The sequence below is a fragment of the Kribbella sp. NPDC004138 genome (assembly GCF_053603655.1).
Genome location: NZ_JBSGFZ010000002.1, coordinates 336,744 through 358,523, shown reverse-complemented (window position 1 = coordinate 358,523; position 21,780 = coordinate 336,744). Strand labels below are relative to the sequence as shown.

General features: G+C 70.3%; 23 protein-coding genes. 15 read left to right on the top strand and 8 right to left on the bottom strand.

Translation table 11 applies throughout. From position 1 onward, the window contains the following. The first annotated feature begins 77 nt into the window (after positions 1-77). The 4 genes from ACWEOO_RS03830 to ACWEOO_RS03815 all read left to right on the top strand — a co-directional run bounded on the left by ACWEOO_RS03830 (position 78) and on the right by ACWEOO_RS03815 (position 2,319). Positions 78-536, top strand: a complete 459-nt coding sequence (locus ACWEOO_RS03830) for a Mov34/MPN/PAD-1 family protein (protein WP_452141652.1) — start codon at positions 78-80, stop codon at positions 534-536. A 1-nt stretch (position 537) separates the two neighbouring features. Next, complete coding sequence (locus tag ACWEOO_RS03825) at positions 538-816, top strand: MoaD/ThiS family protein (RefSeq protein WP_359936426.1); 279 nt, start codon at positions 538-540, stop codon at positions 814-816. A gap of 5 nt (positions 817-821) precedes the next feature. After that, the gene (locus ACWEOO_RS03820; protein WP_452141651.1) at positions 822-1,769 is read left to right on the top strand and encodes a PLP-dependent cysteine synthase family protein; all 948 of its coding nucleotides are present in this window, start codon (positions 822-824) and stop codon (positions 1,767-1,769) included. 67 nt (positions 1,770-1,836) lie between these two features. After that, positions 1,837-2,319, top strand: a complete 483-nt coding sequence (locus ACWEOO_RS03815; RefSeq protein WP_452141650.1) for a DinB family protein — start codon at positions 1,837-1,839, stop codon at positions 2,317-2,319. 139 nt (positions 2,320-2,458) lie between these two features. On the opposite strand, the gene ACWEOO_RS03810 is transcribed toward ACWEOO_RS03815, so the two are convergent. Beyond that, positions 2,459-2,821 carry a hypothetical protein gene (locus ACWEOO_RS03810; RefSeq protein ID WP_359936422.1) on the bottom strand — a complete coding sequence of 121 codons (363 nt, stop codon included), beginning with the start codon at positions 2,819-2,821 and terminating at the stop codon, positions 2,459-2,461. A 168-nt stretch (positions 2,822-2,989) separates the two neighbouring features. Between ACWEOO_RS03810 and murI the strand changes: the two genes are divergently transcribed. The 4 genes from murI to ACWEOO_RS03790 all read left to right on the top strand — a co-directional run bounded on the left by murI (position 2,990) and on the right by ACWEOO_RS03790 (position 6,797). Then, complete coding sequence (gene murI / locus ACWEOO_RS03805; RefSeq protein WP_452141649.1) at positions 2,990-3,793, top strand: glutamate racemase; 804 nt, start codon at positions 2,990-2,992, stop codon at positions 3,791-3,793. 127 nt (positions 3,794-3,920) lie between these two features. After that, positions 3,921-4,667 carry an MBL fold metallo-hydrolase gene (locus tag ACWEOO_RS03800; protein ID WP_452141648.1) on the top strand — a complete coding sequence of 249 codons (747 nt, stop codon included), beginning with the start codon at positions 3,921-3,923 and terminating at the stop codon, positions 4,665-4,667. A gap of 67 nt (positions 4,668-4,734) precedes the next feature. Continuing rightward, entirely contained in the window at positions 4,735-6,219 is a 1,485-nt protein-coding gene (locus ACWEOO_RS03795) for a DHA2 family efflux MFS transporter permease subunit (RefSeq protein ID WP_452141647.1), read from the top strand. Then, a complete protein-coding gene (locus tag ACWEOO_RS03790) occupies positions 6,216-6,797 on the top strand; it encodes an acyl-CoA-like ligand-binding transcription factor (RefSeq protein WP_363711514.1) in 582 nt (193 codons plus the stop codon). The genes ACWEOO_RS03795 and ACWEOO_RS03790 overlap by 4 nt, the downstream gene beginning before the upstream one ends. 13 nt (positions 6,798-6,810) lie before the next feature. On the opposite strand, the gene ACWEOO_RS03785 is transcribed toward ACWEOO_RS03790, so the two are convergent. From ACWEOO_RS03785 to ACWEOO_RS03775, 3 genes are read right to left on the bottom strand one after another with little or no spacing between them, the layout of a single operon-like run. Next, complete coding sequence (locus ACWEOO_RS03785) at positions 6,811-7,050, bottom strand: hypothetical protein (RefSeq protein WP_452141646.1); 240 nt, start codon at positions 7,048-7,050, stop codon at positions 6,811-6,813. Further along, on the bottom strand, positions 7,047-7,394 hold the full coding sequence (locus ACWEOO_RS03780) for a hypothetical protein (RefSeq protein ID WP_359936411.1): 348 nt from the start codon (positions 7,392-7,394) through the stop codon (positions 7,047-7,049). Before ACWEOO_RS03780 ends, ACWEOO_RS03785 begins: the two co-directional genes overlap by 4 nt. 39 nt (positions 7,395-7,433) lie before the next feature. Continuing rightward, positions 7,434-9,194: a S8 family serine peptidase gene (locus tag ACWEOO_RS03775; protein ID WP_452141645.1), complete on the bottom strand. Its 1,761-nt coding sequence runs from the start codon at positions 9,192-9,194 to the stop codon at positions 7,434-7,436. Between the two features lie 215 nt (positions 9,195-9,409). On the opposite strand from ACWEOO_RS03775, the gene ACWEOO_RS03770 reads away from it, so the two are divergent. Next, positions 9,410-10,171 carry an AfsR/SARP family transcriptional regulator gene (locus ACWEOO_RS03770; RefSeq protein ID WP_452141644.1) on the top strand — a complete coding sequence of 254 codons (762 nt, stop codon included), beginning with the start codon at positions 9,410-9,412 and terminating at the stop codon, positions 10,169-10,171. A gap of 3 nt (positions 10,172-10,174) precedes the next feature. Here the strand turns inward: ACWEOO_RS03770 and ACWEOO_RS03765 are convergent, their stop codons facing one another. Together ACWEOO_RS03765 and ACWEOO_RS03760 are read right to left on the bottom strand one after the other, a co-directional pair. Then, entirely contained in the window at positions 10,175-10,999 is an 825-nt protein-coding gene (locus ACWEOO_RS03765; RefSeq protein ID WP_452141643.1) for an SAM hydroxide adenosyltransferase, read from the bottom strand. Between the two features lie 168 nt (positions 11,000-11,167). Continuing rightward, entirely contained in the window at positions 11,168-12,340 is a 1,173-nt protein-coding gene (locus ACWEOO_RS03760) for a Gfo/Idh/MocA family protein (protein ID WP_452141642.1), read from the bottom strand. Between the two features lie 146 nt (positions 12,341-12,486). Here ACWEOO_RS03760 and ACWEOO_RS03755 point away from each other — a divergent pair, with 146 nt between their 5' ends. Genes ACWEOO_RS03755 through ACWEOO_RS03740 form a run of 4 tightly spaced genes read left to right on the top strand, consistent with a single transcriptional unit; the run spans position 12,487 to position 15,239 of the window. Then, positions 12,487-13,317, top strand: coding sequence for an SGNH/GDSL hydrolase family protein (locus tag ACWEOO_RS03755; RefSeq protein ID WP_452141641.1), 831 nt, complete (start codon positions 12,487-12,489; stop codon positions 13,315-13,317). Positions 13,318-13,327: 10 nt separating this feature from the next. Then, positions 13,328-14,044: a ribonuclease PH gene (rph, locus tag ACWEOO_RS03750; protein WP_355697798.1), complete on the top strand. Its 717-nt coding sequence runs from the start codon at positions 13,328-13,330 to the stop codon at positions 14,042-14,044. Beyond that, a complete protein-coding gene (gene rdgB, locus ACWEOO_RS03745) occupies positions 14,041-14,646 on the top strand; it encodes an RdgB/HAM1 family non-canonical purine NTP pyrophosphatase (protein ID WP_359936396.1) in 606 nt (201 codons plus the stop codon). Before rph ends, rdgB begins: the two co-directional genes overlap by 4 nt. Positions 14,647-14,648: 2 nt before the next feature. Further along, positions 14,649-15,239 carry a hypothetical protein gene (locus tag ACWEOO_RS03740; RefSeq protein ID WP_452141640.1) on the top strand — a complete coding sequence of 197 codons (591 nt, stop codon included), beginning with the start codon at positions 14,649-14,651 and terminating at the stop codon, positions 15,237-15,239. On the opposite strand, the gene ACWEOO_RS03735 is transcribed toward ACWEOO_RS03740, so the two are convergent. Both ACWEOO_RS03735 and ACWEOO_RS03730 read right to left on the bottom strand, forming a co-directional pair. After that, positions 15,236-15,808: a transcriptional regulator gene (locus ACWEOO_RS03735; RefSeq protein WP_452141639.1), complete on the bottom strand. Its 573-nt coding sequence runs from the start codon at positions 15,806-15,808 to the stop codon at positions 15,236-15,238. The two genes, ACWEOO_RS03740 and ACWEOO_RS03735, sit on opposite strands and share 4 nt — an antisense overlap. Then, complete coding sequence (locus ACWEOO_RS03730) at positions 15,805-16,176, bottom strand: hypothetical protein (RefSeq protein ID WP_452141638.1); 372 nt, start codon at positions 16,174-16,176, stop codon at positions 15,805-15,807. Before ACWEOO_RS03730 ends, ACWEOO_RS03735 begins: the two co-directional genes overlap by 4 nt. A gap of 73 nt (positions 16,177-16,249) precedes the next feature. Here ACWEOO_RS03730 and ACWEOO_RS03725 point away from each other — a divergent pair, with 73 nt between their 5' ends. Together ACWEOO_RS03725 and ACWEOO_RS03720 are read left to right on the top strand one after the other, a co-directional pair. Continuing rightward, positions 16,250-17,344: a PEP/pyruvate-binding domain-containing protein gene (locus tag ACWEOO_RS03725; protein WP_452141637.1), complete on the top strand. Its 1,095-nt coding sequence runs from the start codon at positions 16,250-16,252 to the stop codon at positions 17,342-17,344. A gap of 282 nt (positions 17,345-17,626) precedes the next feature. After that, positions 17,627-21,775, top strand: a complete 4,149-nt coding sequence (locus ACWEOO_RS03720) for a LamG-like jellyroll fold domain-containing protein (RefSeq protein ID WP_452141636.1) — start codon at positions 17,627-17,629, stop codon at positions 21,773-21,775. Positions 21,776-21,780: the final 5 nt, after the last annotated feature.

The following is a 21,780-nucleotide window of genomic DNA, read 5'->3' as shown; positions in this document are numbered from 1 at the left end:
CTCTCCGAAACCATCCAGTATCTGGACACAGAACGCGGTCGGGCGGGTGCGGCGATTCGGCCAACTACCGTGGAGGCGTGCTGGTCATCGAGAAGGCGACGTACGACGCGATCGTGGCGCACGCGCGGCGGGATCATCCTGACGAGGCGTGCGGTGTGGTCGCGGGCGCGGAGGGCAGTGACCGGGCCACCCGGTTCATCCCGATGCTGAACGCCGCGATGTCGCCGACGTTCTACGAGTTCGACTCCGGCGACCTGCTCCGGCTCTACAAGGAGTTCGACGAGCGGGACGAGGAGCCGGTGGTGATCTACCACTCGCACACCGCGACCGAGGCGTACCCGTCGCGGACCGACATCAACCTGGCCCAGGAGCCGGGCGCCCACTACGTGCTGGTCTCGACGCGGGACGGCGCCGACTCCGCGGCCTACGACGGGCCGGTCGAGTTCCGGTCGTACCGGATCGTCGACGGCGAGGTCACGGAAGAAGAAGTACGCGTGGTTGGTTCCTATGGAGAAAGCCCTGAAGGAGAAGACTGATATGGCGATCGAGCTGCGCGTGCCGACGATCCTGCGCACCTACACGGGTGGGGCGAAGGCGGTCACCGGCGACGGCGCGACCCTGGCCGAGTTCATCGACAACGTGAACGGGACCCACGCGGGTCTCAAGGAGCGCATCGTGGAGGGCGAGCCGGAGGAACTGCGCCGGTTCGTGAACGTGTACGTGAACGACGAGGACGTCCGGTTCACCGGCGGCCTGAAGACCGAGGTCAAGGACGGCGACGTCGTCGTCGTGCTGCCGGCCGTCGCCGGCGGCTGAGCCTGATGCGTTTCGACAGCCTGCTCGACTCGGTCGGCGGCACCCCGCTGGTCGGGCTGCCGCGGTTGTCGCCGTCGGCCGATGTGCGGCTCTGGGCGAAGCTCGAGGACCGCAACCCGACCGGGTCGATCAAGGACCGGGCCGCGTTGCGGATGCTGCTGGACGCCGAGAAGGACGGCCGGCTGCGCCCGGGCACCACGATCCTCGAGCCGACGTCCGGCAACACCGGCATCTCGCTGGCGATGGCGGCCAAGCTGCGCGGCTACCGGATGGTCTGCGTGCTGCCGGAGAACACCTCCGAGGAGCGCCGCCAGATCCTGCGGATGTGGGGTGTCGAGATCATCTCCTCCCCGGCCGCGGGCGGCTCCAACGAGGCGGTCCGGGTCGCGAAGCAGGTCGCGGAGGAGCACCCCGACTGGGTGATGCTGTACCAGTACGGCAACCCGTCGAACGCGCTCGCGCACTACGACGGCACCGCGCGGGAGATCCTCGACGACCTCCCCTCGGTCACGCACTTCGTGGCCGGCCTCGGCACGACCGGGACGCTGATGGGCGCCGGCCGGTTCTTCCGCGAGCACAAGCCCGCGGTGAAGATCGTCGCCGCCGAGCCGCGGTACGGCGAGCTGGTCTACGGCCTGCGCAACCTCGACGAGGGTTTCGTCCCCGAGCTGTACGACGAGACGCTGATCGACGCCCGCTTCTCGGTCGGTCCGCGCGACGCCGTCCGCCGGGTGCGGGAGCTGCTCGACAACGAGGGCATCTTCGCCGGCGTGTCGACCGGCGCGATCCTGCACGCGGCGCTCGGCCAGGCGGCCAAGTGCGTGCGTGCGGGGGAGACCGCGGACATCGCGTTCGTGGTGCCCGACGGCGGCTGGAAGTACCTGTCGACCGGTGCCTACGAGGGCACGATCGACGAGGCGGAGGACCGGCTCGAGGGCCAGCTCTGGGCCTAGGCCTTGTCGTGTTGCCGGTTCGGCAACCTTTCGTGCTGTTTCGGCGAACCGATGGCAGGGTCGGCCCATGACCAGACGCAGACCTGATGCCGGCCCGCCGGCGACCGGGCCGGGTGAGCGCGAGGTGCTGGTGGGCTTCCTCGACTATCTCCGGACGTCGATCGCGACCAAGGCGGAAGGCCTGCCGGAAGAGCTTGTGCGGCAGCCGGGTGTTCCGTCGGGCACCAACGTGCTCGGGCTGATCAAGCACCTGACCGCGGTCGAGCGGCACTGGTTGCTCGGACAGCCGGTGCGGAGCTGGCCGGCGACGTTCCGCGCGCGTGCGGACGAGACGGCGGTGGAGGTGCTCGCGGCGTACTGCGGGACAAGCGCCGAGGCGAACACGGCCGTCGCGACGTGGGACGACCTCGAGGCGCCGGGCCCCAGGCCGGGAAGGTCGAGCGTGCCGTCGCGGCGGTGGACGCTCGTGCACCTGATCGAGGAGACCGCCCGGCACGCGGGGCATGCCGACATCCTGCGGGAACAGCTGGACGGCCGGACCGGGCGCTGAAACCACCGGGTCCGGGGGTGCAGGGGTTCGTGCAGGAATCAGGGGAGTGGCCGGGCCGGCGGGCGGAGGGCCGGTCCGTGCCGTCGGGTGCCTGTTGTTGCCTTAGGCACCTTCTGCAGGGGTTCTACGTCATGTTCGCCTACGGTTGCTTGAAGAGGACCTTGCGGCCCAGTCGGGGGTGGACGCCGCGGCCCTTGCAGCTGTTGCACGGGCGCTGGGCGTAACTGAAGATGCTGCCGCGGTGCCGGCCGGCACCCTTGCACCGGTTGCACTTGGCATTCGGGTGCAGCGACAGCGAGACGACGTACGCAGCGAACGCCGCCATGAGGACGAGCACCATCAATCCCGTCGGCCCGAGGGCCGTCGCGATATCGGCTGCTGTGCCCGGGGTCGACTCCGTGGCCTGACTCGCGGCCTGCCCTGCGGCCTGCACGTGGTCGGGCTGTGGAGTTGGTGCTGCGGTGGTTCCCAACACCACCGCGAGGTGATGCGTCAGGTTCATGGCATCACGAAGGGCGGTCGAACAAACATCGGTCCAGAGTGGCGTGCATCACGCGAAAAGGCAATTCCATAACGTAAAGATGTGGATAACCTCGGCGTGTCGTTCAGGACCGTTAGGTAAGGCTGCACTTCGCGTCTGCCCGTACTCGGACCCGTATAGGCTTTTCCCGTGGCTGACGCACCGGTGGGGATCTTCGATTCAGGCTTCGGGGGACTCACCGTCGCCCGCGCGGTTCTCGACCAGTTGCCGCACGAGCCGATCCTGTATCTGGGCGACACCGCCCGCCAGCCGTACGGTCCGAAGCCGATCGCCGAAGTGCGTGAGTACGCGCTGGAGTGTCTCGATCATCTCGTCGAGGCCGGCGTGAAGATGCTGGTGATCGCGTGCAATTCCGCGAGTGCGGCGATGCTGCGCGACGCCCGCGAGCGGTACGACGTACCGGTCGTCGAGGTGATCCTGCCGGCCGCGCGCCGGGCCGTCGCCGCGACGCGGAACCAGCGCGTCGGCGTGATCTGCACGAAGGCGACCGCGCAGTCGCTCGCCTACGAGGACGGGTTCGCGGCCGCGCCGCAGGTGGAGCTGTTCACTCATGCGTGCCCCAAGTTCGTGGACTTCGTCGAGTCCGGTGTGACGTCCGGGCCGGAGTTGCTCGAGGCGGCCCATGAGTATCTGGACCCGCTGGTCGAGGCCGGCGTCGACACGTTGATCCTCGGCTGCACGCACTACCCGTTGCTCACCGGCGTCATCTCGTACGTGATGGGCGACAACGTCACGCTGGTCAGCAGCGCGGAGGAATGCGCCAAGGACGTCTACGGCGTGCTGACGAAGACCGGCCTGCTCCGCCCCGACCACCTGCCTGCTCCCGAGCACCGGTTCGTCACGACCGGCAATCCCGCGGAGTTCGCGGCGATCGGCTCGCGCTTCCTCGGCCCCGCGCTGGCGAACGTGGACCAGTTCGCCTGGGTCCGCTGACCTGTGACCTGGGTCGCACCCGGCTGTTGTCCAAGGCACCGGACGCGGCCGGGATGCCTGTGCAGTAGCCGAATCGACGCCTCCGGTCGTCCTGCGAAGGCCGAGACTCGCCGGTAGGGTTCCAGGTATGAAGCTCACCGTGATCGGTTGCTCCGGGTCTGTGCCCGGGCCGGACTCGGCCGCCTCGAGCTATCTGGTCACCGCCGACGGGTTCAACCTGATCCTCGACCTCGGCAGTGGCGCGCTCGGTTCGCTCCAGCGGCACATCGCCGTCCCGGAGATCGGGGCGATCGGCCTGTCCCACCTGCATCCTGACCACTGCATGGATCTGTGCGGGCTGTACGTCGCGGCGCGCTACGCGCCCGGGGCGCCGATCCCGCGGATACCCGTGTTCGGGCCGCCCGGTACGTCGGAACGCATGGCGCTGGCGTACGACCTGCCGCTCGAGCCCGGGATGGAGGAGGAGCTGGAATTCCATCCCTGGCAGGACGTCCAGCAGGTCGGGCCGTTCACGATCCGCACCGCGCGGATGGTGCACCCGGTGCCGGCGTACGCGATTCGGGTCGAGCACGGGACCAAGTCGCTGGTCTACACCGGCGACACCGGGCCGAACGACGCGCTGATCGAGCTCGCCCGCGGCGCCGACGTGCTGCTGTCCGAGGCCGCGCTGCCGGACAACGAGCCGAACAACCCGGTCGACCTGCACCTGACGCCGTCCGACGCCGGTGAGCACGCGAAGAAGGCCGGCGTGAAGAAGCTCGTCATCACCCACGTCCCGCCGTGGTACGACCGCGTCACGCAGGCCGAGAACGCCCGCCGTACCTTCCCCGGTCCCGTCGAGCTAGCCACACCACACGCCGTCTTCGACATCTGACACTGGACACCGCGCAATTCTGAGATCTACTCTCAAATTAGAGCTGATCTCAGAAAGGTGGACGGTCATGCCGGATCCGCGGCGGTGGTGGGCCCTCGGGGCGATGTCGGTCAGCCTGATCGTGATCGGGCTGGACCTGACCGTGCTGAACGTCGCGCTGCCGACGCTGGCCACCGATCTCGAGGCGTCGACGAGCCAGCTGCAGTGGTTCGCCAACGCGTACACGCTCGTGCTCGCCTCGCTGCTGCTCCCGGCCGGGCTGCTCGGCGACCGGTTCGGACCGAAGCGGCTGATGCTCGGGGCGCTGGTGGTGTTCGGGCTGGCGTCGGCGGCGTGCGCGTTCGCACAGACACCGGGTCAGCTGATCGCGGGTCGCGCGGCGCTCGGGGTCGGGTCGGCGTTCCTGATCCCGCTGTCGATGTCGTTGCTCAACCTGCTGTTCGCGCCCGAGGAGCGGCAGCGTGCGATGACGATCTGGCTGATGGCGAACTCGCTCGGCATCCCGCTCGGCCCGGTGCTCGGCGGCTGGCTGCTGGACCACTACCGCTGGGGTTCGGTCTTCCTCATCAACCTGCCGCTGGTCGCCGTCGGACTGGTGGCGGTCGCCCTGCTGATCCCGAACACCGCCGGCCACCGGTCTCGGCGGATCGACGTCCCCGGAATCCTGCTGACCGCGGCGGGACTGGTCTGCCTGACGTACGGATTCATCGCCGCGGGCGAGCACGGCTGGGGCTCGGGCTGGGCGCTCGGCGGGATCGCGGCCGGGGTGGTGCTCCTGACCGCGTTCTGGGCCTGGGCCCGGCGTACGGCGGACCCGTTGGTCGACCTGTCCCTGTTCCGGTCGCCCGGCTTCACCTGGGGCACGGTGCTCGCGACGCTGGCGTCGTTCGCCCTCGTGGGCTTGCTGTTCGTGCTGCCGCAGCTGTTCCAGGCGGTGCAGGGCGCGGACGCGTTCCAGGCCGGGCTGCGGTTGCTCCCGATCATCGGCGGGATGCTGATCGGCGCGAAGGCCGCCGAACGGCTGGTCGAGGCGGCCGGCGCGCGGACCTCGGTGGTGATCGGGTTCTCGCTGATGCTGGCCGGCCTGGTGCTCGGGGCCTTCACGGACGTCGGCGACGGCTACGGGTTCACCGCGATCTGGGTCAGCCTGGTCGGCGTCAGCATCGGGTTCACGTTGCCGCCGATGAACGGGCTGGCACTCGCGGCGCTGCCGCTCGACCGGAGCGGCTCCGGATCCGCCCTGATCCAGGCGTCGCGCCAGGTCGGCGGAACACTCGGCGTCGCGATCCTCGGCACGGTGCTGAACGCGGCGTACCGCGACCGGCTCGACGTCACCGGCCTCCCGCCGGCCGCCGCGCAGGGCGCCCGCGACAGCGCGTCGGCCGCGATCGCGATCGGCTCGCCCGAGCTGACCCGCTCGGCGCGCGCGGCGTTCGTCGCCGGGATGGACGTGACGCTGTGGGTGTGCGCGGGTCTCGCGGTGGTGTCCGTCGCGCTCGCGGTCGCCTTCCTGCCCCGGCGTACCCGGGTCCTTGCCACAATCGGTGCATGAGCGGGTTGCGGGAGCGGAAGAAGGCGAAGACCAGGGCGGCGATCCAGGAACACGCGCTGCGGCTGTTCCGGGATCAGGGGTACGCCGAGACCACCGTCCAGGAGATCGCCGCCGCGGCCGAGGTGTCGCCGGCGACGTTCTTCCGGTACTTCGCGACCAAGGAGGACACCGTCGTCCTCGACCGCCTCGACCCGGTCATGATCGACCGGTTCCGCAACCAGCCGCCCGACCTGCCCCCGACCGAGGCCCTGCGCGCGGCGATCCGCGAGGCCTTCGGCGAACTGTCCGAGGACGAGTGGGAACTGGAGTCCGAGCGCCAGCGGCTGGTGATGAACGCCCCCGAACTCCGGGTCCGGATGCTCGACCAGCTGTACGAAGGCGTCGACCTCCTGGCCGGCCTGGCCGCCGAACGCACCGGTCGGCCCACGGACGACTTCGCCGTCAGAGCCTGGGCCGGCGCGGTCGTCGGCGTCGTCATGGCGACCTACGAGGCGGCTCTGGACGCGCCCATGGCGGACTATCTCGCCACGGTCGACCGCGCCTTCGAGTTCCTGGCCGAAGGTCTTCCGCTGACCTAGGCCCTGTCTGGCCCTAGGGTCCGGCCGCGGGTTCGTCGGGCGGCTTGGCGTACGCGGAGACGACACCGGGAAGCGTACGGAGAGCGCGGACCATGATCGTGTCCTCGGCGTCGCCCTCGCCGGCCGTGAACCAGGTGGAGAGCTCCGCATCCTGGACGCCGGGGTGGAGCGGGCGCAGCGCGATACCGAGCGCAGCTGCCGCGGCGACGACCGCGTCGGGGTCGTCGCCGGACAGCCTCGCGACAACGGTCAACCTGACACCACCAGGCCGACCACGGTGCCGTCGTCGTACCAGACCTGGACCGTGCTGCCGCTGCCGAGGAAGGCCCGCTGCACCATGTCGCACTGGATCGCCGTCGGGTTGGTCAAAGCCCGCCAGCCGTTGTCGGCGAACAACCACAGCCGCATCGGGCCGGACGGGATCGGGACGAGCTCCATCCAGTACTGCGTGGCGATCGCGGAGGTGACTGCTGCCACCGCATCGGGCGTCGCGGCCCGCGCCGGCTGTCCGGCAGTCGGAGTGGTGGTGGCTGCACGGCCGCCACCGGCGGCCGGACCGCCGTTGCTCGACTGGATGACTGGATTGGTGGTGGTCATGAGAACTCCTTGAGCAAAGTATGTACCGAATTCAGCAGATCAAGAGCCGGAGACGACCAGGCCGACGACGACGTCGCCCTGGTGCCAGACCTGGACGGCCGAGCCGGAGCCGAGGAACGCCCGCTGAACCATGTCCTGGATGACCACGTTCGGGTCGTCCAGATGCCGCCAGGCCGAGTTGACGAAGAACCACAAGCTGCGTGCGCTACCGGCCGGGTACGGTGTCAGCTCGTCCCAGTACTGGCTGGCGATACCGGTCTCCGTCACCACCGGTACGAGCGCCGCCATTGCCTGGCGCAGATCCGGACGGTTGCCGATCCGCTCAGTGGCCGGTCCGTTGAGCCCGTCCTGCTGCGGCGACCCCGTGGTGCGCAGCAGGTTCTGTGCCTGCGCCGGTGTCAGCTTCGCCCGGCCGGCGGCTGCCTGCATGCCCTGGATCGCGGCCAGTGAGCCGACCACGATCGGCGACGCGGACGACGTACCGCTGAACCGCTTGGTGTACCAGCGGTTCTCGTCCGCCCCGTCCTGCAGGTCGCCGTACCCGGTGGTCACCACTTCGCGGCCCCAGCCCTGGGCGTCCACCCGGGCGCCGTAGTTGGAGAAGTCGAGCCGTGACCGGTCGGGGCCGAAGGTGCCCGAGGGCGGCGCGCCGGCTCCGACGATCACCGCGCCGGAGGACGGGTTGGCGGGGTTGAACGGGTTCTGCCAGGTCGCCGGGAATCCGGCCGCCGGGATGTCGTACAGGGGGTCGTCGAGGTTCTCCGCGCCGTTCCCGGCGGCGCCGACGACGATGACGCCCTTGCCGACCGCATAGCGTACGGCGGCGAGGTCGTCGGGCCACCACTCGATCGCGATGTACCCGCGCTGGTCCCCGCGCGGTGCGAAGTTGAACCGCGGGCCTGGCCGGTGCAGCTCGAGCAGGATGATGTCGCCGGGGCCGAGCGCGTCGGCCGCCTGCTGGATGCAGGTAGCCGATCCGGTGTTGCCGAAGATCGACGCGCCGCGGACGACGGCGTCGGGGGCGATCCCGAGCACGCCGATACCGTTGTCATCGGCACCTATCTCGCCGATCACCGCGGTGCCGTGGTTACGCCAGTCGGGGTCCCCGGGCGGGTTCCCGGTCAGCACGCCGCCGGCATTGAGGAGGAGATCCTCGTGGGTGAACAGCCACTCGCCCTCGACGTCGATGATCCGGATGGTGGCGCCGCGGCCGCCGGCCTGAGTGGCCGCCCACTGCGCGTCGACACCGCCCGGCGCCGGGCCGAGGTACCCCTGCAGCGGGGTGAAGTCCGGCGTCGCCGCGGGTGGTTGCAGTACCTCGGGACGGGGCGGGGCCTCGACAGAGGCCGGTTCCGCCGCCGGCTTCACATACGCGGCGGACACGTGGTCCGCGGCCGCGAGCCGCTCGGCCAGCGCGTCGAGCCGGTCGTCGCCGGCGCGTACCCGGTAGAACTCCGCGAGCCCCGCCGTACCTGCCGCGGGTGCGGCGGCGCCGCGCGCCCGGATCGTCTCCTCGTCGGGCCCGAACACCGGCTCGAGGGTGATCTCCTCGGCGGTCAGGACCGCCGACAGCTGTGAGGTGTCCGCACCGGCCAGTGACGCGACGGCGTACGGCGCGGCCCGTAACCTGGCAGACGGCTCCGCCACCACGATGAGTTCCCGCTCCGGCCGCAGGGACGCAGACGGAGTGCCAGACCCGTTGCTGCCGCTGTTGCCGCCGCTGTTGCCGCCGGTACGACTTCCGCGGTTGCCCCCGCCGCCTGCTTTCTCCTTCGTCGTCCGAGTCCTTCGTTCGGCCATGACGCCCTCCCTTGCGTGAGCCGGCGCTGCGGACGCTGCCAGCGCAGCGTCACCACGGCGTCACTCGCACAAGGTCCAACGCTTGTTCATTTCCGGAGCACCCGGCAGGGGCGATGACGCGGTGTGCGGACCGTGCTATCAAAGGAATCAGGGGCTTCGGGGGGAGCCGATGGCCGGGGAGGGCGATCATGTCGCCGGATTTCGTGAGTTGGCTCGTGAGCCGTGTGGTGCGCGGAAGCCCGCCGGTTCTGCGTCTCTTCAGCGGCCCGGAGACCTCGCTCGGAGCTCGCCCGCTCCGCATCCCGGACACGAGCAAGCGGCTGTGCGCGTTCGTCGCGGTCCATCAGGGCGCCGTCAGCCGGAGGCACGCGGCCGGGGCGTTGTGGCCGGACTGCGACGACGACCGTGCCGCGGCGAACCTGCGGTCGGCGTTGTGGCGGCTCAACGGCTACGGCGTGCGGTTCGTCGAGACCCGGCGGCACGCCCTCGCCGTCGCGCAGAACGTCGTCGTCGACCTCGACGTCGTGGACGACTGGGCAACCCGCCTGATCGGCCACCGCGAAGTCCCCGAGGACCTGGCTGCGGCGCCGCGGGACGTGAACGCGCTCGAGTTGCTGCCGGGGCTGTCCGACGACTGGGTCCTGTTCGAGCGCGAGCGGATCCGGCAGCGGCTGCTGCACGCGTTCGAGGCGCAGAGCCGCCGGCTGCTCGCCCGGGACCGGTACGCCGAGGCCCTCGACGTCGCCCTGCTCATCGTCTGCGCCGACCCGCTCCGCGAGACTGCGCAGCGCGCCCTGATCGAGTGCCACCTGGCCGAGCACAACCTCGCCGAAGCGGCTCGCGCCTACATGAGGTACCGCAGTCTGCTGCAGCGTGAGCTGGGTGCCGAACCGGACGCATCGCTGACCGAGCTGGTCGTCCACCCGGCTCAGCACCCGTCGCAGCGCCGCGAGTTGGTCCGGCTCCGGATCTCCTGATGCTCACGCCACCTGCGCACGGACTGTTTCCAGCAAGGCGTCGCCCGGTCGCAGGCCGAAGTGCTCGGCTGCCGATCCGCCGCGGATGACGAGTTCGGTGAATCCGGTGCCGGAGCTGCCGGGGACGATGCCCGGGGTGTTGCGGGGTACGGCGGTGAGGTGCGGGTAGCAGGTCACGTCGACGTACGCGGTGCTGCCGTCGTCGTTGCGTCGGGCAACGGAAAGGGTGTCGCCGGGGACCAGGTCGAGCCGGCGGTCCAGCTTGCAGTTGCCGAAGTTGTCGACCACGGTCACGGTCGGCTCGTCGTCGGCGAGTTCGGGTACGGCGGTCTCGGTCGCCGGGACCGGGCGGCCGTCGGCGACCCATTTCGCCAGCAGCGGCAGGTACCACAGGCTGCGGAACTGCGTGCCGGCGATCTTGTCGACGTCGTCCGCGCCGAAGCCGGCTGCCGTGACGGCCTCACGGATGTCGGTGACGTGGACGTGGTCGATGCCGAGCTCACGGCGTACCAGCGAGAGGACGCGAGGGTTGAAGGTGCTCGCGACCAGGTGCTTGCCGACGTGGAAGAAGCAGAACGGTACGCCGTTCGGCCAGACGCCGTCGCGGGGCGCAATGTTCAGCAGCGTGATGGTCGGATGCCCGTCCTCGCCCAGTGCCGTCGTGGCGATCAGGCAGTCGAGCAGGGTGAGCGCGGCGAACGACTCCGGATCGGGTCCGTCGGCGGCGACGATCGTCGGCGACTGGCCGAACAGGGCGCCGATCCGGGTGCTGAGTCTGGCGCGGGCGTTGCCGTCGAAACAGTCGGTGATGTAGGTGATCGGGGACATGACGAAAGGCTCCTGTGGTGTGCAGCGGGTCGTGGAAACGAAAGAGGCCCCCGACATCGGGGGCCTCTCGCTGCAAGCACACGTGCCTACGCCGCTGAAGTCCTCCCGCATCGAGGGCTCAGCATTCGCATCGCGGCGTACCTGGTCACGTCCACGAGCGTAGCACCCTCACCTGGCCTGCCCGTTGTCGAAATACGCGACCAGGGCCGGGTCGAGCGTGGGGATGTCCTGCGGTACGCCGTTCGCGCGCAGCGACTCGGTGGCGGCGTAGCCGGCCGCGACCGCGGCGCGGGCGGCGATCGGGGACGTGAGGGTGGCGCCGCCGTTGCGGACGAAGTTCACGAACTCCGCGACCAGGTGCGGGTCGGCGCCGCCGTGGTTCTCGTTGTCGCCGCCGATCTCGACGACCTGGTCGGCGTCCTCGCGGTACCCGGAGCGGCGGCTGTTCCACACCTTCACCACGCCGCCCGGCCCGTCGCCGAAGTTCTCCAGCCGGCCGTGGGTGCCGATCACGGTGTAGTTGCGCCAGTAGTCCGGCGTGTAGTGGCACTGCTCGTAGGTGAGGAAGACCCCGTTGTCGAGCTGGAGGTTCGCCATCGAGATGTCCTCGACGTCCATCACCGGCGCCAGGCCCTTCTGCTCCAGCGGCGGCCAGTTGTCGCTGGACACGAAGTCCTTGAACCGCTGGCCGGTCCGGTCCTGCCGGTCGGTGATCCCGCCGTACAGCGTGAGCGCGCCCATCGCGTTCACCCGGGTCGTGTAGCCGCCGGCCAGCCAGTGCATCACGTCGATGTCGTGGGCGCCCTTCTGCAGCAGCAGTCCGGTCGTCCGGCGGCGGTCCGCGTGCCAGTCCTTGAAGTAGAAGTCGCCGCCGTGGCCGACGAAGTGCCGGCACCAGATCGCCTTCACGTCGCCGATCGCGCCGTCCTGGATCAGCTGGCGCATCGTCAGGACGACGGGCATGTGACGCATGTTGTGGCCGACGTACAGCCGGGCGCCGGACTCGTACGCCGCGCGCAGGACCCGGTCGCACCCCTCGGTGGTGATCGCCAGCGGCTTCTCGACGAACACCGAGACGCCCGCCTCGAGGAAGTCGATCGCCGGACCCTCGTGCAGGTCGTCGGGCGTGGTCAGGAAGACGCCGTCGAGCTTGGCGTCGAGCAGTTCGGTGTGGTCGGCGTGCCCGCTCGCCTCCGGGTACAGCTCGAGCGCCGCGTCCCGCTGCGGTGCGGACGGGTCGGCCACGGCCACGACCTCGGACCCCTCGCCGGGACGGTGCGCGTACTGCGCGATGCGGCTGCGGGCGCCGAGACCCACGACGCCAAACCGAAGATCAGTCATACCAGGCAACTCCTGCACATAGTTGTTTGCAACAGCCTAACTCCGAGCAATTCTGGCTAGCAATCACCGATCCTCCAGCTGGAATTGGGCTGCCCGTCATCCACCGCACATCGAGGTCTCGCTCCGTGCCGTCACCATGGCGGAATGTGAGCCTCCACTACGTGGCACTGGGGGACTCGACCACAGTAGGGGTCGGGGACCCGCTGAACGGCAGCAGTACGACGGACCTGTCCGGTGCCGGTGCGCGGCCGGGGGAGGGGTGGCGCGGCTGGGCCGCGCTGCTCGCCGACTCCCTGGCCGGCACCCACCGTGTGACGTTCTCCAACTTCGCGACCAGCGGCGCCACGGTGCCGGTCGTCGCGACCGAGCAACTGCCCTCGATCGGCGACGGCCCGATCGACCTCGCCTCGCTGATCGTCGGCGTCAACGACACCCTGCGGTCCACGTTCGACGCGGGCCGGATCCGCCACCACCTGCACGAGTGCGCGGAGCATCTGACGGCCCGCGGCGCCTTGCTGCTGACCGTCCGGTTCCACGACCACGGCAAGGTGTTCGGCCTGCCGCGCTGGCTGCGACGGCCGCTGTGGCAGCGGATCGAGCAGGTCAACGTCGCGTTCGACGACCTGCACACGCGGTACGGCGGCATCCGGCTGGACATGGCCGACTACCCCGAGGTGTACCGGCGGGACTTCTGGAGCATCGACCGGCTGCATCCGGGCGAACGCGGGCACCGGACGCTGGCCCGCGCGTTCGCCGACGAACTGGCGGCGCGGGGCGTGCCGATCGACGTGCCACCGGACCTGGACTGCGCGTACCGGCCGCCGAGCCGGTGGGCGGACGCGGTCTGGCTCGCGCGGGAGGGCGTGCCCTGGGTCGGCCGCCGCGCTCACGACCTGCTGCCCTGGGCCGCGCGGATGGCGATCAGCCAGGTCCGGTCGGGTCCGCTCGATGCGGAGGTCCGGCGACTGGAGGCATAGGGTCTGCTGCATGGCCCGTATCGATGGACGTAATGCTGACCAGCTCCGCCCGGTGCAGGTGACCCGGAACTGGCTCGACCACGCCGAGGGCTCGGTGCTGGTCGAGTTCGGGCGCACCCGGGTGCTGTGTGCGGCGAGTGTGACCGAGGGCGTGCCGCGCTGGCGCAAGGGCTCCGGCCTCGGCTGGGTGAGCGCGGAGTACGCGATGCTCCCGCGGTCCACCAACACCCGCTCGGACCGCGAGTCGGTGAAGGGCCGGATCGGTGGCCGCACCCACGAGATCTCCCGGCTGATCGGCCGGTCGCTGCGGGCCGTGATCGACTACAAGGCGCTCGGCGAGAACACGATCCTGCTCGACTGCGACGTCCTGCAGGCCGACGGCGGCACCCGGACCGCGGCCATCACCGGGGCGTACGTCGCACTCGCCGACGCGGTGTCCTGGCTGCGCGAGCGGAAGCTGCTGAAGAGCGAACCGCTGACCGGCACGGTGTCAGCGGTCTCGGTCGGGATCATCGACGGGACGCCGATGCTGGACCTCTGCTACGAGGAGGACGTCCGGGCCGAGACCGACATGAACCTGGTGATCACCGGCGACGGCAAGTTCATCGAGGTGCAGGGCACGGCGGAGGGCGCGCCGTTCGACCGCGCCGAGCTGGACAGCCTGCTGGAGCTCGGCGTCGCCGGCTGCGCGGAGCTCGCCAAGATCCAGCAGGAGGCCCTCGCGTGACCCGGGTGCTGCTCGCGTCGAACAACAAGAAGAAGCTCGAGGAACTGCGCCGGATCCTGACCCCGATCGTGCCGGGCATCGAGGTGCTCGGGCTCGGCGACGTCCCGCCGTACGACGAGCCCGCCGAGACCGAGCCGACCTTCGAGGGCAACGCGTTGCTGAAGGCGCACGCCGCGCTCGCCGCGACCGGTCTGCCGTCGATCGCCGACGACAGCGGGATCTGCGTCGACGCGCTGAACGGCATGCCCGGGGTCCTGTCCGCGCGGTGGTCCGGGCCGGCGAAGGACAACCACGCGAACAACCTGCTGCTGCTCGGGCAGCTCGAGGACGTGCCGGACGAGCGGCGCGGCGCGTCGTTCGTGGCGGCGGTCGCGTTCGTCCGGCCGGACGGCCCGGACGAGCTCGTGCTCGGCGAGATGCGCGGCTCGGTGATCCGGTCGTTGCGCGGAACGGGCGGGTTCGGGTACGACGTGCTGTTCCAGGCCGAGGGGTACGACCGCACCACGGCCGAGCTGTCGATCGAGGAGAAGGACACGATCAGCCACCGCGGCAAGGCCCTGCGCGAACTGGCCCCGATCGTGGCGAAGGCGTTGGGGAGCTAGCGATGTTGTTCGCGGGATCGGACAAGGACGGCGTCGCCGACGGGCGGATCACCGTGGCGTACCGGCGGTGGGCCGAGCCGCGGGTCGTCGAGGGGCGGATCTACCGGACGAACGCCGGGCGGATCGAGATCGACAGCATCCGCCAGGTGAATCCGGACCTGATCGCGGACGGCGATGCCGACCTGGAGCCGGCCGATCGCCAGAACGCCCGCGACGTCCGGCGCCGGTTGCGTGGCGACGAGTCGCTGCCGACGTTCCTGATCCGGTTCCATCTCGTCGAAGGGCCGGATCCCCGGGAGGAGCTGGCGGCCCAGACATCGCTGTCGGCCGAGGACCTGGCAGACCTGCGAGCACGGCTGGCCCAGTTCGACGAGCTCAGCCACCACGGGGCCTGGACTCTCGAGACGCTCCGGCTCATCCAGACCCGGCCTGCCGTCCGGGCCGCCGACCTCGCGGCTGCCGTCGGGCGCGAGACGCCGCCGTTCAAGCTCGACGTACGCAAGCTGAAGAACCTTGGGCTGACCTACAGTCTCGAGGTCGGGTACCGGCTCTCGCCCCGTGGTGCGGCGTACTTGGATGCTGAGGGCAACTAGCGGCGCAGGTTGAGGGTCGCGAGCAGGTCTTCGTGCAGCTCGAACCAGACGCGGTGGCAGGAGTCTGTGTCGCTACGGTCGACGTCTTTGCGGGCGAGTGCGGCTGAGAAGCGTCTGTCGTAGCCCTCGAACCGTGGCAGGACTTCGGTGAGCCGCTCGGTGATTGTGGTGAGCGCTCCGTCGATCACCGTGAGCTCGTGCAAGACGCCGGCGTCCCATTCGGCGTCGGTGTGGTCGTTCGCGGCGAGCGGGTCAGTCGGGGTCGGGCGGAGTTGCCAGTCGGTGCAGGCCTGTTGGAGGAGGGCGTTGAGCGGCAGGAAGTCGGCGTACACCTTCCGTACGGCGGCGACGTCGGTGAGCTCGGCCTTGAGGAGCCGCTCGTTCTCGGCGCGTCCCGCTTCGGTGAGCGACCAGCCCGACGTACCCGCGAAGGAGCTGTGCGTCGCCCAGCCGCGCGCCTCCGCATCCTTCAGGGCTTCCTCGACATCGTCCTGGTTGAAACGTCGAGCGATCGCGTCGGCGTCCGCGAAGCCCAGCAGACGGACGGCGTGCAGGACCAGGTGCATCATGGCTCCTGCCGCGCGGTCAGCCGGTTGAATCGCTGCTGACAGGCCTGGGGCGAACTGAACCCCATCGCGTCGGCCATGTCCGCCCAGGTCAGCCCCGAGCTCCGGGCCATGAACAGCAGGCCGGCTTCGACCTCGTCGACCTCGGCCCGGGCGGCCGGCAGCAACGCGAGGGCGGCCAGCAGGTCGTCGTCGCTCAGCTCGGCGGCGCGCCAGGCGGCGAACTGGGTGAGATCCACCGCGGACAACGGGATCGGCGCCGGGCGCCATGGGCGTGCCGGCAGGTCCTTGGCGCCCTTCTCGAGCAGTTGCTCCCGGGCCTCGCGCTGACGGTCGGCCTGTTCCTGGTCGGCGTCGTGCTTGCGTCGCATCCGTCCACAGTGGATCATCAACAGAACGTTGTCAATATTCCGTTGTCAACGTTTCGTTGATAGGGGACTCGGGATGCTGGTGCCGCTGGCCGCCGCGACCGTCGACCGTTGCGGCGCCAAAGCCGCCACGCTCGGCACGCTTCTCCGGCAGGACCTCCCGGTCCCGGACGGCATCGTCATCCCGTTCGGCCTGGCGGGTGACCTGGTGCCGCCGGTGGCGGACTGGCTCGAGAGCGCCGGGGATCCGCCGGTCGCGGTGCGGTCGTCGGCTGCGAACGAGGACGGCGCGCTCGCGTCGGCGGCGGGGCAGCACGACAGCTTCCTCGGCGTACAAGGTGTTGCTGCGGTGCTGGACGCCGTACGGGCGTGCCGTGCGTCGGTGTGGTCGGCGCGCGCGACGGCGTACCGCGACGGGGCCGAGGCTCCGGCGATGGCGGTGATCGTCCAGCGTCATGTGGACGCGGACGTGGCCGGCGTGATGTTCACGCGGGCGGACGGCTCCACGCTCATCGAGTCCTCGTGGGGCCTCGGCCCCAGCGTCGTCGAGGGTCGCGTGACGCCCGACTCCTATCTGGTCGCCGACGGCTCCGTGACCCGCACTCTCGCCGACAAGCACACGTCCCTCGACCGCAACGGCCCAGGCCTCGTCGTACGCCGCGTCCCGCCCGCCCAACGCCGTACGGCGACACTCTCCGACGCGACCGCCTTCGAGTTGGCCGACCTGGCCCGCACGGTCGCCGCCGTGCTGGGCGCTCCGCAAGACATCGAATGGGCTCTCGTCGACGGCGTCCCGTGGCTCCTGCAAGCGCGGCCCATCACAGCCGAACCCCCGACCCCTACCACCGCACACCCCGCACCCCTGACCGGCATCCCCGGCAGCCACGGCACCGCAACCGGCCCCGCAAGAGTCGTCCGCGGCCCAGCCGACTTCCCCACCGTCCGCCCCGGCGACATCCTCATCTGCCCCCACACCGACCCCGCCTGGACCCCACTCCTGTCCATCGCCGCAGGCGTAGTCACCGAAACCGGCGGCACCCTCTCCCACGCCGCCATAGTCGCCCGCGAGAAGCACATCCCCGCAGTCCTCGCCGTCGAAGCAGCCACCACAACAATCCCCAACGGCGCCACAGTCACTGTCAACGGCACCACTGGCGCCGTACAGCTGTGAGCGCTTTGCGGCACCTGGAGGAGAGGCGCCGGCTCTGAAAGCTGGATGAAAGCCGATTGAAAGCGCCGGCCGGTGTGATGTCTGTCCGGCCGCAACTGTGCGCGACGACAGCACGGCGTGAGAGCCGACCGGCATCACTGCGATGCGGGCTCGGGCCGGGAGTTCTCAGTCGGTCGAGGAGGGGTCGCGGTGCTACGTCGCGTGCGTGCAGTTGTGCTTGTGGGGATGACCGTCGTTGCCGCGCTCGCGGGGACAGCGACGGCGGACTCGTCGAGTCGGCAGATGTCGACGGAAGAGTCGACGGAGAAGATGACACCGGCGCCGGCGTCCGCGGGGCAGGACGCTCTGCCCAAACCGGTGTACGGCAGCGCGAGTTGGGCCGCGGAGCAGGCGGCGAAGACCGGCAAGCGGCAGGTCATCGAGCGGGAGGTGACCGAGACCGAGACTGTCTACGCCAACCCTGACGGCACCACGACATCCGAGATCAGCGTCCTTCCGGTCCGGGTGCGGTCGTCGGGCGGCGGGTGGGCCAAGCCGGACGCCACGCTCGTCCGGCGTGCTGACGGCATGGTCGGTCCGAGGGCCGCGAGCGTCGAGATGGCGTTCTCCGCCGGCGGTCAGGGCCGCCCGTTGGTGCGCTACGCCGTGCCCGGGGCCACGGTCGAGGTCGCCTGGCCCTGGCGGTTGCCCGAGCCGGTGCTGACCGGCAACAAGGCGACGTACCGCGAGGTCCTGCCGGGCGTCGACCTCGAGTTGCTCGTCTCGGCGGTCGGCTACGCCCAGCGCCTGATCGTCCACAGCCGAGAGGCGGCCCGGCACCCGGCGCTGCGAGAGCTCCGCCTTGGTCTGCGGACCACAGGGGCGACGTGGACGGCCCACCGCGACGGAGCCCTCGAGGCGCGTCGTTCGAGCGGGTCGCTCGCTTTCGCGGCGGCACCGGCGACGATGTGGGACTCGGCACGACAGCGGCGGACCGCTCCGGTCGGTGTCACGGTCGGTCGGGACACGATGGTCCTCCGTCCGGACCAAGCGATGTTGACCGCGCCCGGCACCACGTACCCCGTCTCGATCGACCCTGACCTGAGTCCCGGCCTGTACGGACTGGCCGTCGTGTCCTCCGGGTACCCGGACCAGACCTACTGGCAAGGCGGCGACGACGCGATCGCGAAGGTCGGGACCTGCACGGGCTGGTACGGGTGCAACGGCGCGAACATCCACCGCTCGTACTTCCAGTGGAACACCTCGACGCTGGTCGGCAAGCGCATCCTGAGCGCCGAGTTCAACGCCTTCGAAACCTGGTCTCCGTCGTGCACCGCACGGCCGGTCGAAGCGAAAGCCACCAGGCCGATCTCCACGACCACGACCTGGAACCGGCAGCCCGGCGAGCTGGCCAGCCTGGGCAGTCGCACTGTCGCGCACGGCTACAGCGCGAGCTGCCCACCGGCCTGGGTGGGCTGGAACGCCATGGGCGCCTTCCCGGCGGACAGCAGCGGCGTGCACCGCGCCGACGCAGACACCACGATCGTGCTGCGCGCTCCGGTGATCTCCAGCGGCAACTACGAGGCCGACAGCCTGGCGTGGAAGAAGTTCGATCGGAACCCGACGCTGGTCGTGGAGTACAACACCCGGCCGAACGCGCCCTACAGCCTCTCGAACGAGGCCGGCGTGGCCTGCGGATCGGGCGCCGGGCGGCCCGCGATCAACCCGGCACAGACCAGCGGCGCTCCGCGGGGGCCGCGGCTCGGTTCCCGGATCTCCGACCCGGACGGCGGCAGCGTGCGCGCCTGGTACGAGTGGCGCGAACTCGGTTCCGGCACCCGGCTGTGGTACTCCTTCGCCGCCACCGCCGCGTCCGGGTCGCCGTTCTTCGTCGACGTCCCGGCGGACAAGGCCGTCGACGGACGGACGTACATGTGGCGGGTGGTCGGCAACGACTTCGTCGAGGACGGGCCGGTCGGTCCGTGGTGCGAGGTCATCGTCGACCGGACGGCGCCCGTCACTCCCGCCGTCACGTCGGCGGACGGCCTGTACCCCGAGTGCCTGTTCCCCGACGACGCCACCGACGACCGCTGCAGCCACACCGGAGGTGCCGGGAAGTCCGGCACGTTCCGGTTCGAGTCGAGCACCGACGTCACCGCGTTCCGATACACCATCGAGGGCGGCGGCACGATCGAGCAGGGCTCGGTCCCGGCCACCGGCGGCGTCGCCTCGGCCGCCCGGGTGACTCCGCCGACGCAGGGAACGAGCAGGCTGCAGGTGTGGGCTGTCGACAAGGCCGGCAACAAGAGCGTGCAGCCCAGGGTCTACTGGCTCAAGGTGGGCGCCGGGGCCGGCCCGGTCGGCCAGTGGCATCTCGACGGACTGGCCGAGACCACGGCACCCGACGCCACCGCCAATCATCGCGACGGCGTCGTCGACACCAGCGTCACGCCCTGGACCACGGGAAGGCTGCGCAGCGCGCTGCGGCTCCCTGGCACCGGCGGTATCGGACTGGGAAGCGCGGGGCCGGTGCACACCAACCGATCGTTCACGGTCTCGGCGTGGGCGATGCTCACCGCCGCCGACGACAACGCCGGAGTCGTCCTCAGTCAGAACGGCGCCACGCACTCTGTCTTCCAGCTCGGATACCACGCCGCGACCAAGGGCTGGTCGATGGGCTATCGCGACGGCCCGACGTCGAGCTCCGCAACCAGGGTGTTGTCGCGGACACCCGCGGTTCCAGGGCGCTGGACGCACCTGACCGGCGTCTTCAACGCCGACGTCAAGTCACTGCGCCTGTACGTCGACGGGGTGCTGCAGGGCACCACGACGGTCGGCGCGCCCTGGGACGGCACCGGCCCTCTCCAGATCGGCCGGAACCAGCACGCCGGCGGGTACATCAACCCGTTCCGCGGCGCGGTCGACGAGGTCGCGGTGTACGACCGGATCCTGTCCGCCGACGACATCCACGACCTGGCAGTGGTCGACCCGTCGACGCTGGAGCTGCGATTGCCGTTCGGCGACGGCGAGGAGGGCGGTACCGGAGACGTGTCCGGCTACTACCGCAACGCGACTCTGGCCGGGGCCACCTCGTGGGTGCGCGGCAAGCATGACGACCCCGCGGCCGACATGGGTTCCGCGCTCCAACTGGCCGGCGGTACGGCGATGTCGTCGCCGGGGCTGCGCACCGACGCCAGCTATACCGTCAACACCTGGGTCAGGCTGGACCCGAGCTGTGCCGACCCGGACGACGTGTGCTGGCAGGACGCGGGGACAGCGAACCAGGTCGTGCTCGAGCAGCGAGGCACGAATGCCGCCGCCTTGCAGCTGAGGTACAACGGGACTCTGAAGCGATGGCAGTTCGCCGCCGCGAAAGCCGATGGCACCGCCGCCGGCGAGGCGGTCGTGACCTCCTCGGCCCCGGCTGTGGCCAACACCTGGACCCTGTTGACAGGTGTCCACGATCAGGCCTCGGGCGTGCTGCGCCTGTACGTCGACGCCCAGTTGCAGGGTGAGGTCGTCCCGACGGTCTGGTCCGCCGCAGGCGGGCTGTGGATCGGCTCGACCACCGTGCCGCTGCGTGGAGCCGTGGACGAGGTCAGGGCGTGGTCGGGTGCACGGACACCCGACCAGATCAAGGCGACTCTGGTGGAGGCGGCGCCCCCGGTCGACCCCCTGCACGTGGGCCAGCTCAGCCGGTTCAACGTCGCCGGTGTTCACGTCGTCACGACCGGTCCGGTTCACCCTGCCGCCTATTTCGAGCACCCGCTGGGCTTCCCGACGCCGGTCGGGACGAGCGGGACCAGGACGATCTACTCCTGCCGGAACCACGCGAGCGACTACTTCCTCAGCGCCGCCGCCGATTGCGAGGGAAAGACCGTTCTCGGCGTGGTCGGCGGCTTCTACGTCACTGCGCCGGACGCGTCCGCGGTTCCGGTGTACCGCTGCTTCGTTCCTGGTAAGGACCACTTCGCGTCCTCGCAAGCCGACTGCGAGGGTCAGACCACCGAGTTCCTGCTCGGCTGGACCCAGGGGTATCGGCATCTGATCCGCTACGTCAACAGCGGCGCGCCCTACGACCACACGAGCACGCCGTTCCGGGTTCTCTCGCAGTATCACGCCGAGTGGAGCCTCGGGATCATGGCGGCGAGCAACTGGAACATCGCCCATCTCACGACGGCCCTGCGGACCTGCCGGATCGCGGCCACCGGTGATCTGTTCAGCTCCGTCGACTCCGCCTGCGAAGGCCACGAGGTGGTCCAGACCGTCGGCTTCGTCTGGACTGCGCCGCCTGAGGGCGTTCCCGCCAAGCAATTGTTCCGGTGCGTCAGCAACAGCGGTGAGCGGTTCGACGCCTCCGTCGACGTTGTCGAGGGCGTACCGGTCGAACCGAACTGCGGGCCGGGAGCAACGGTAGACCGGGCGCTGGGTTATCTGCGAGCACTGGCCTGAGGGGG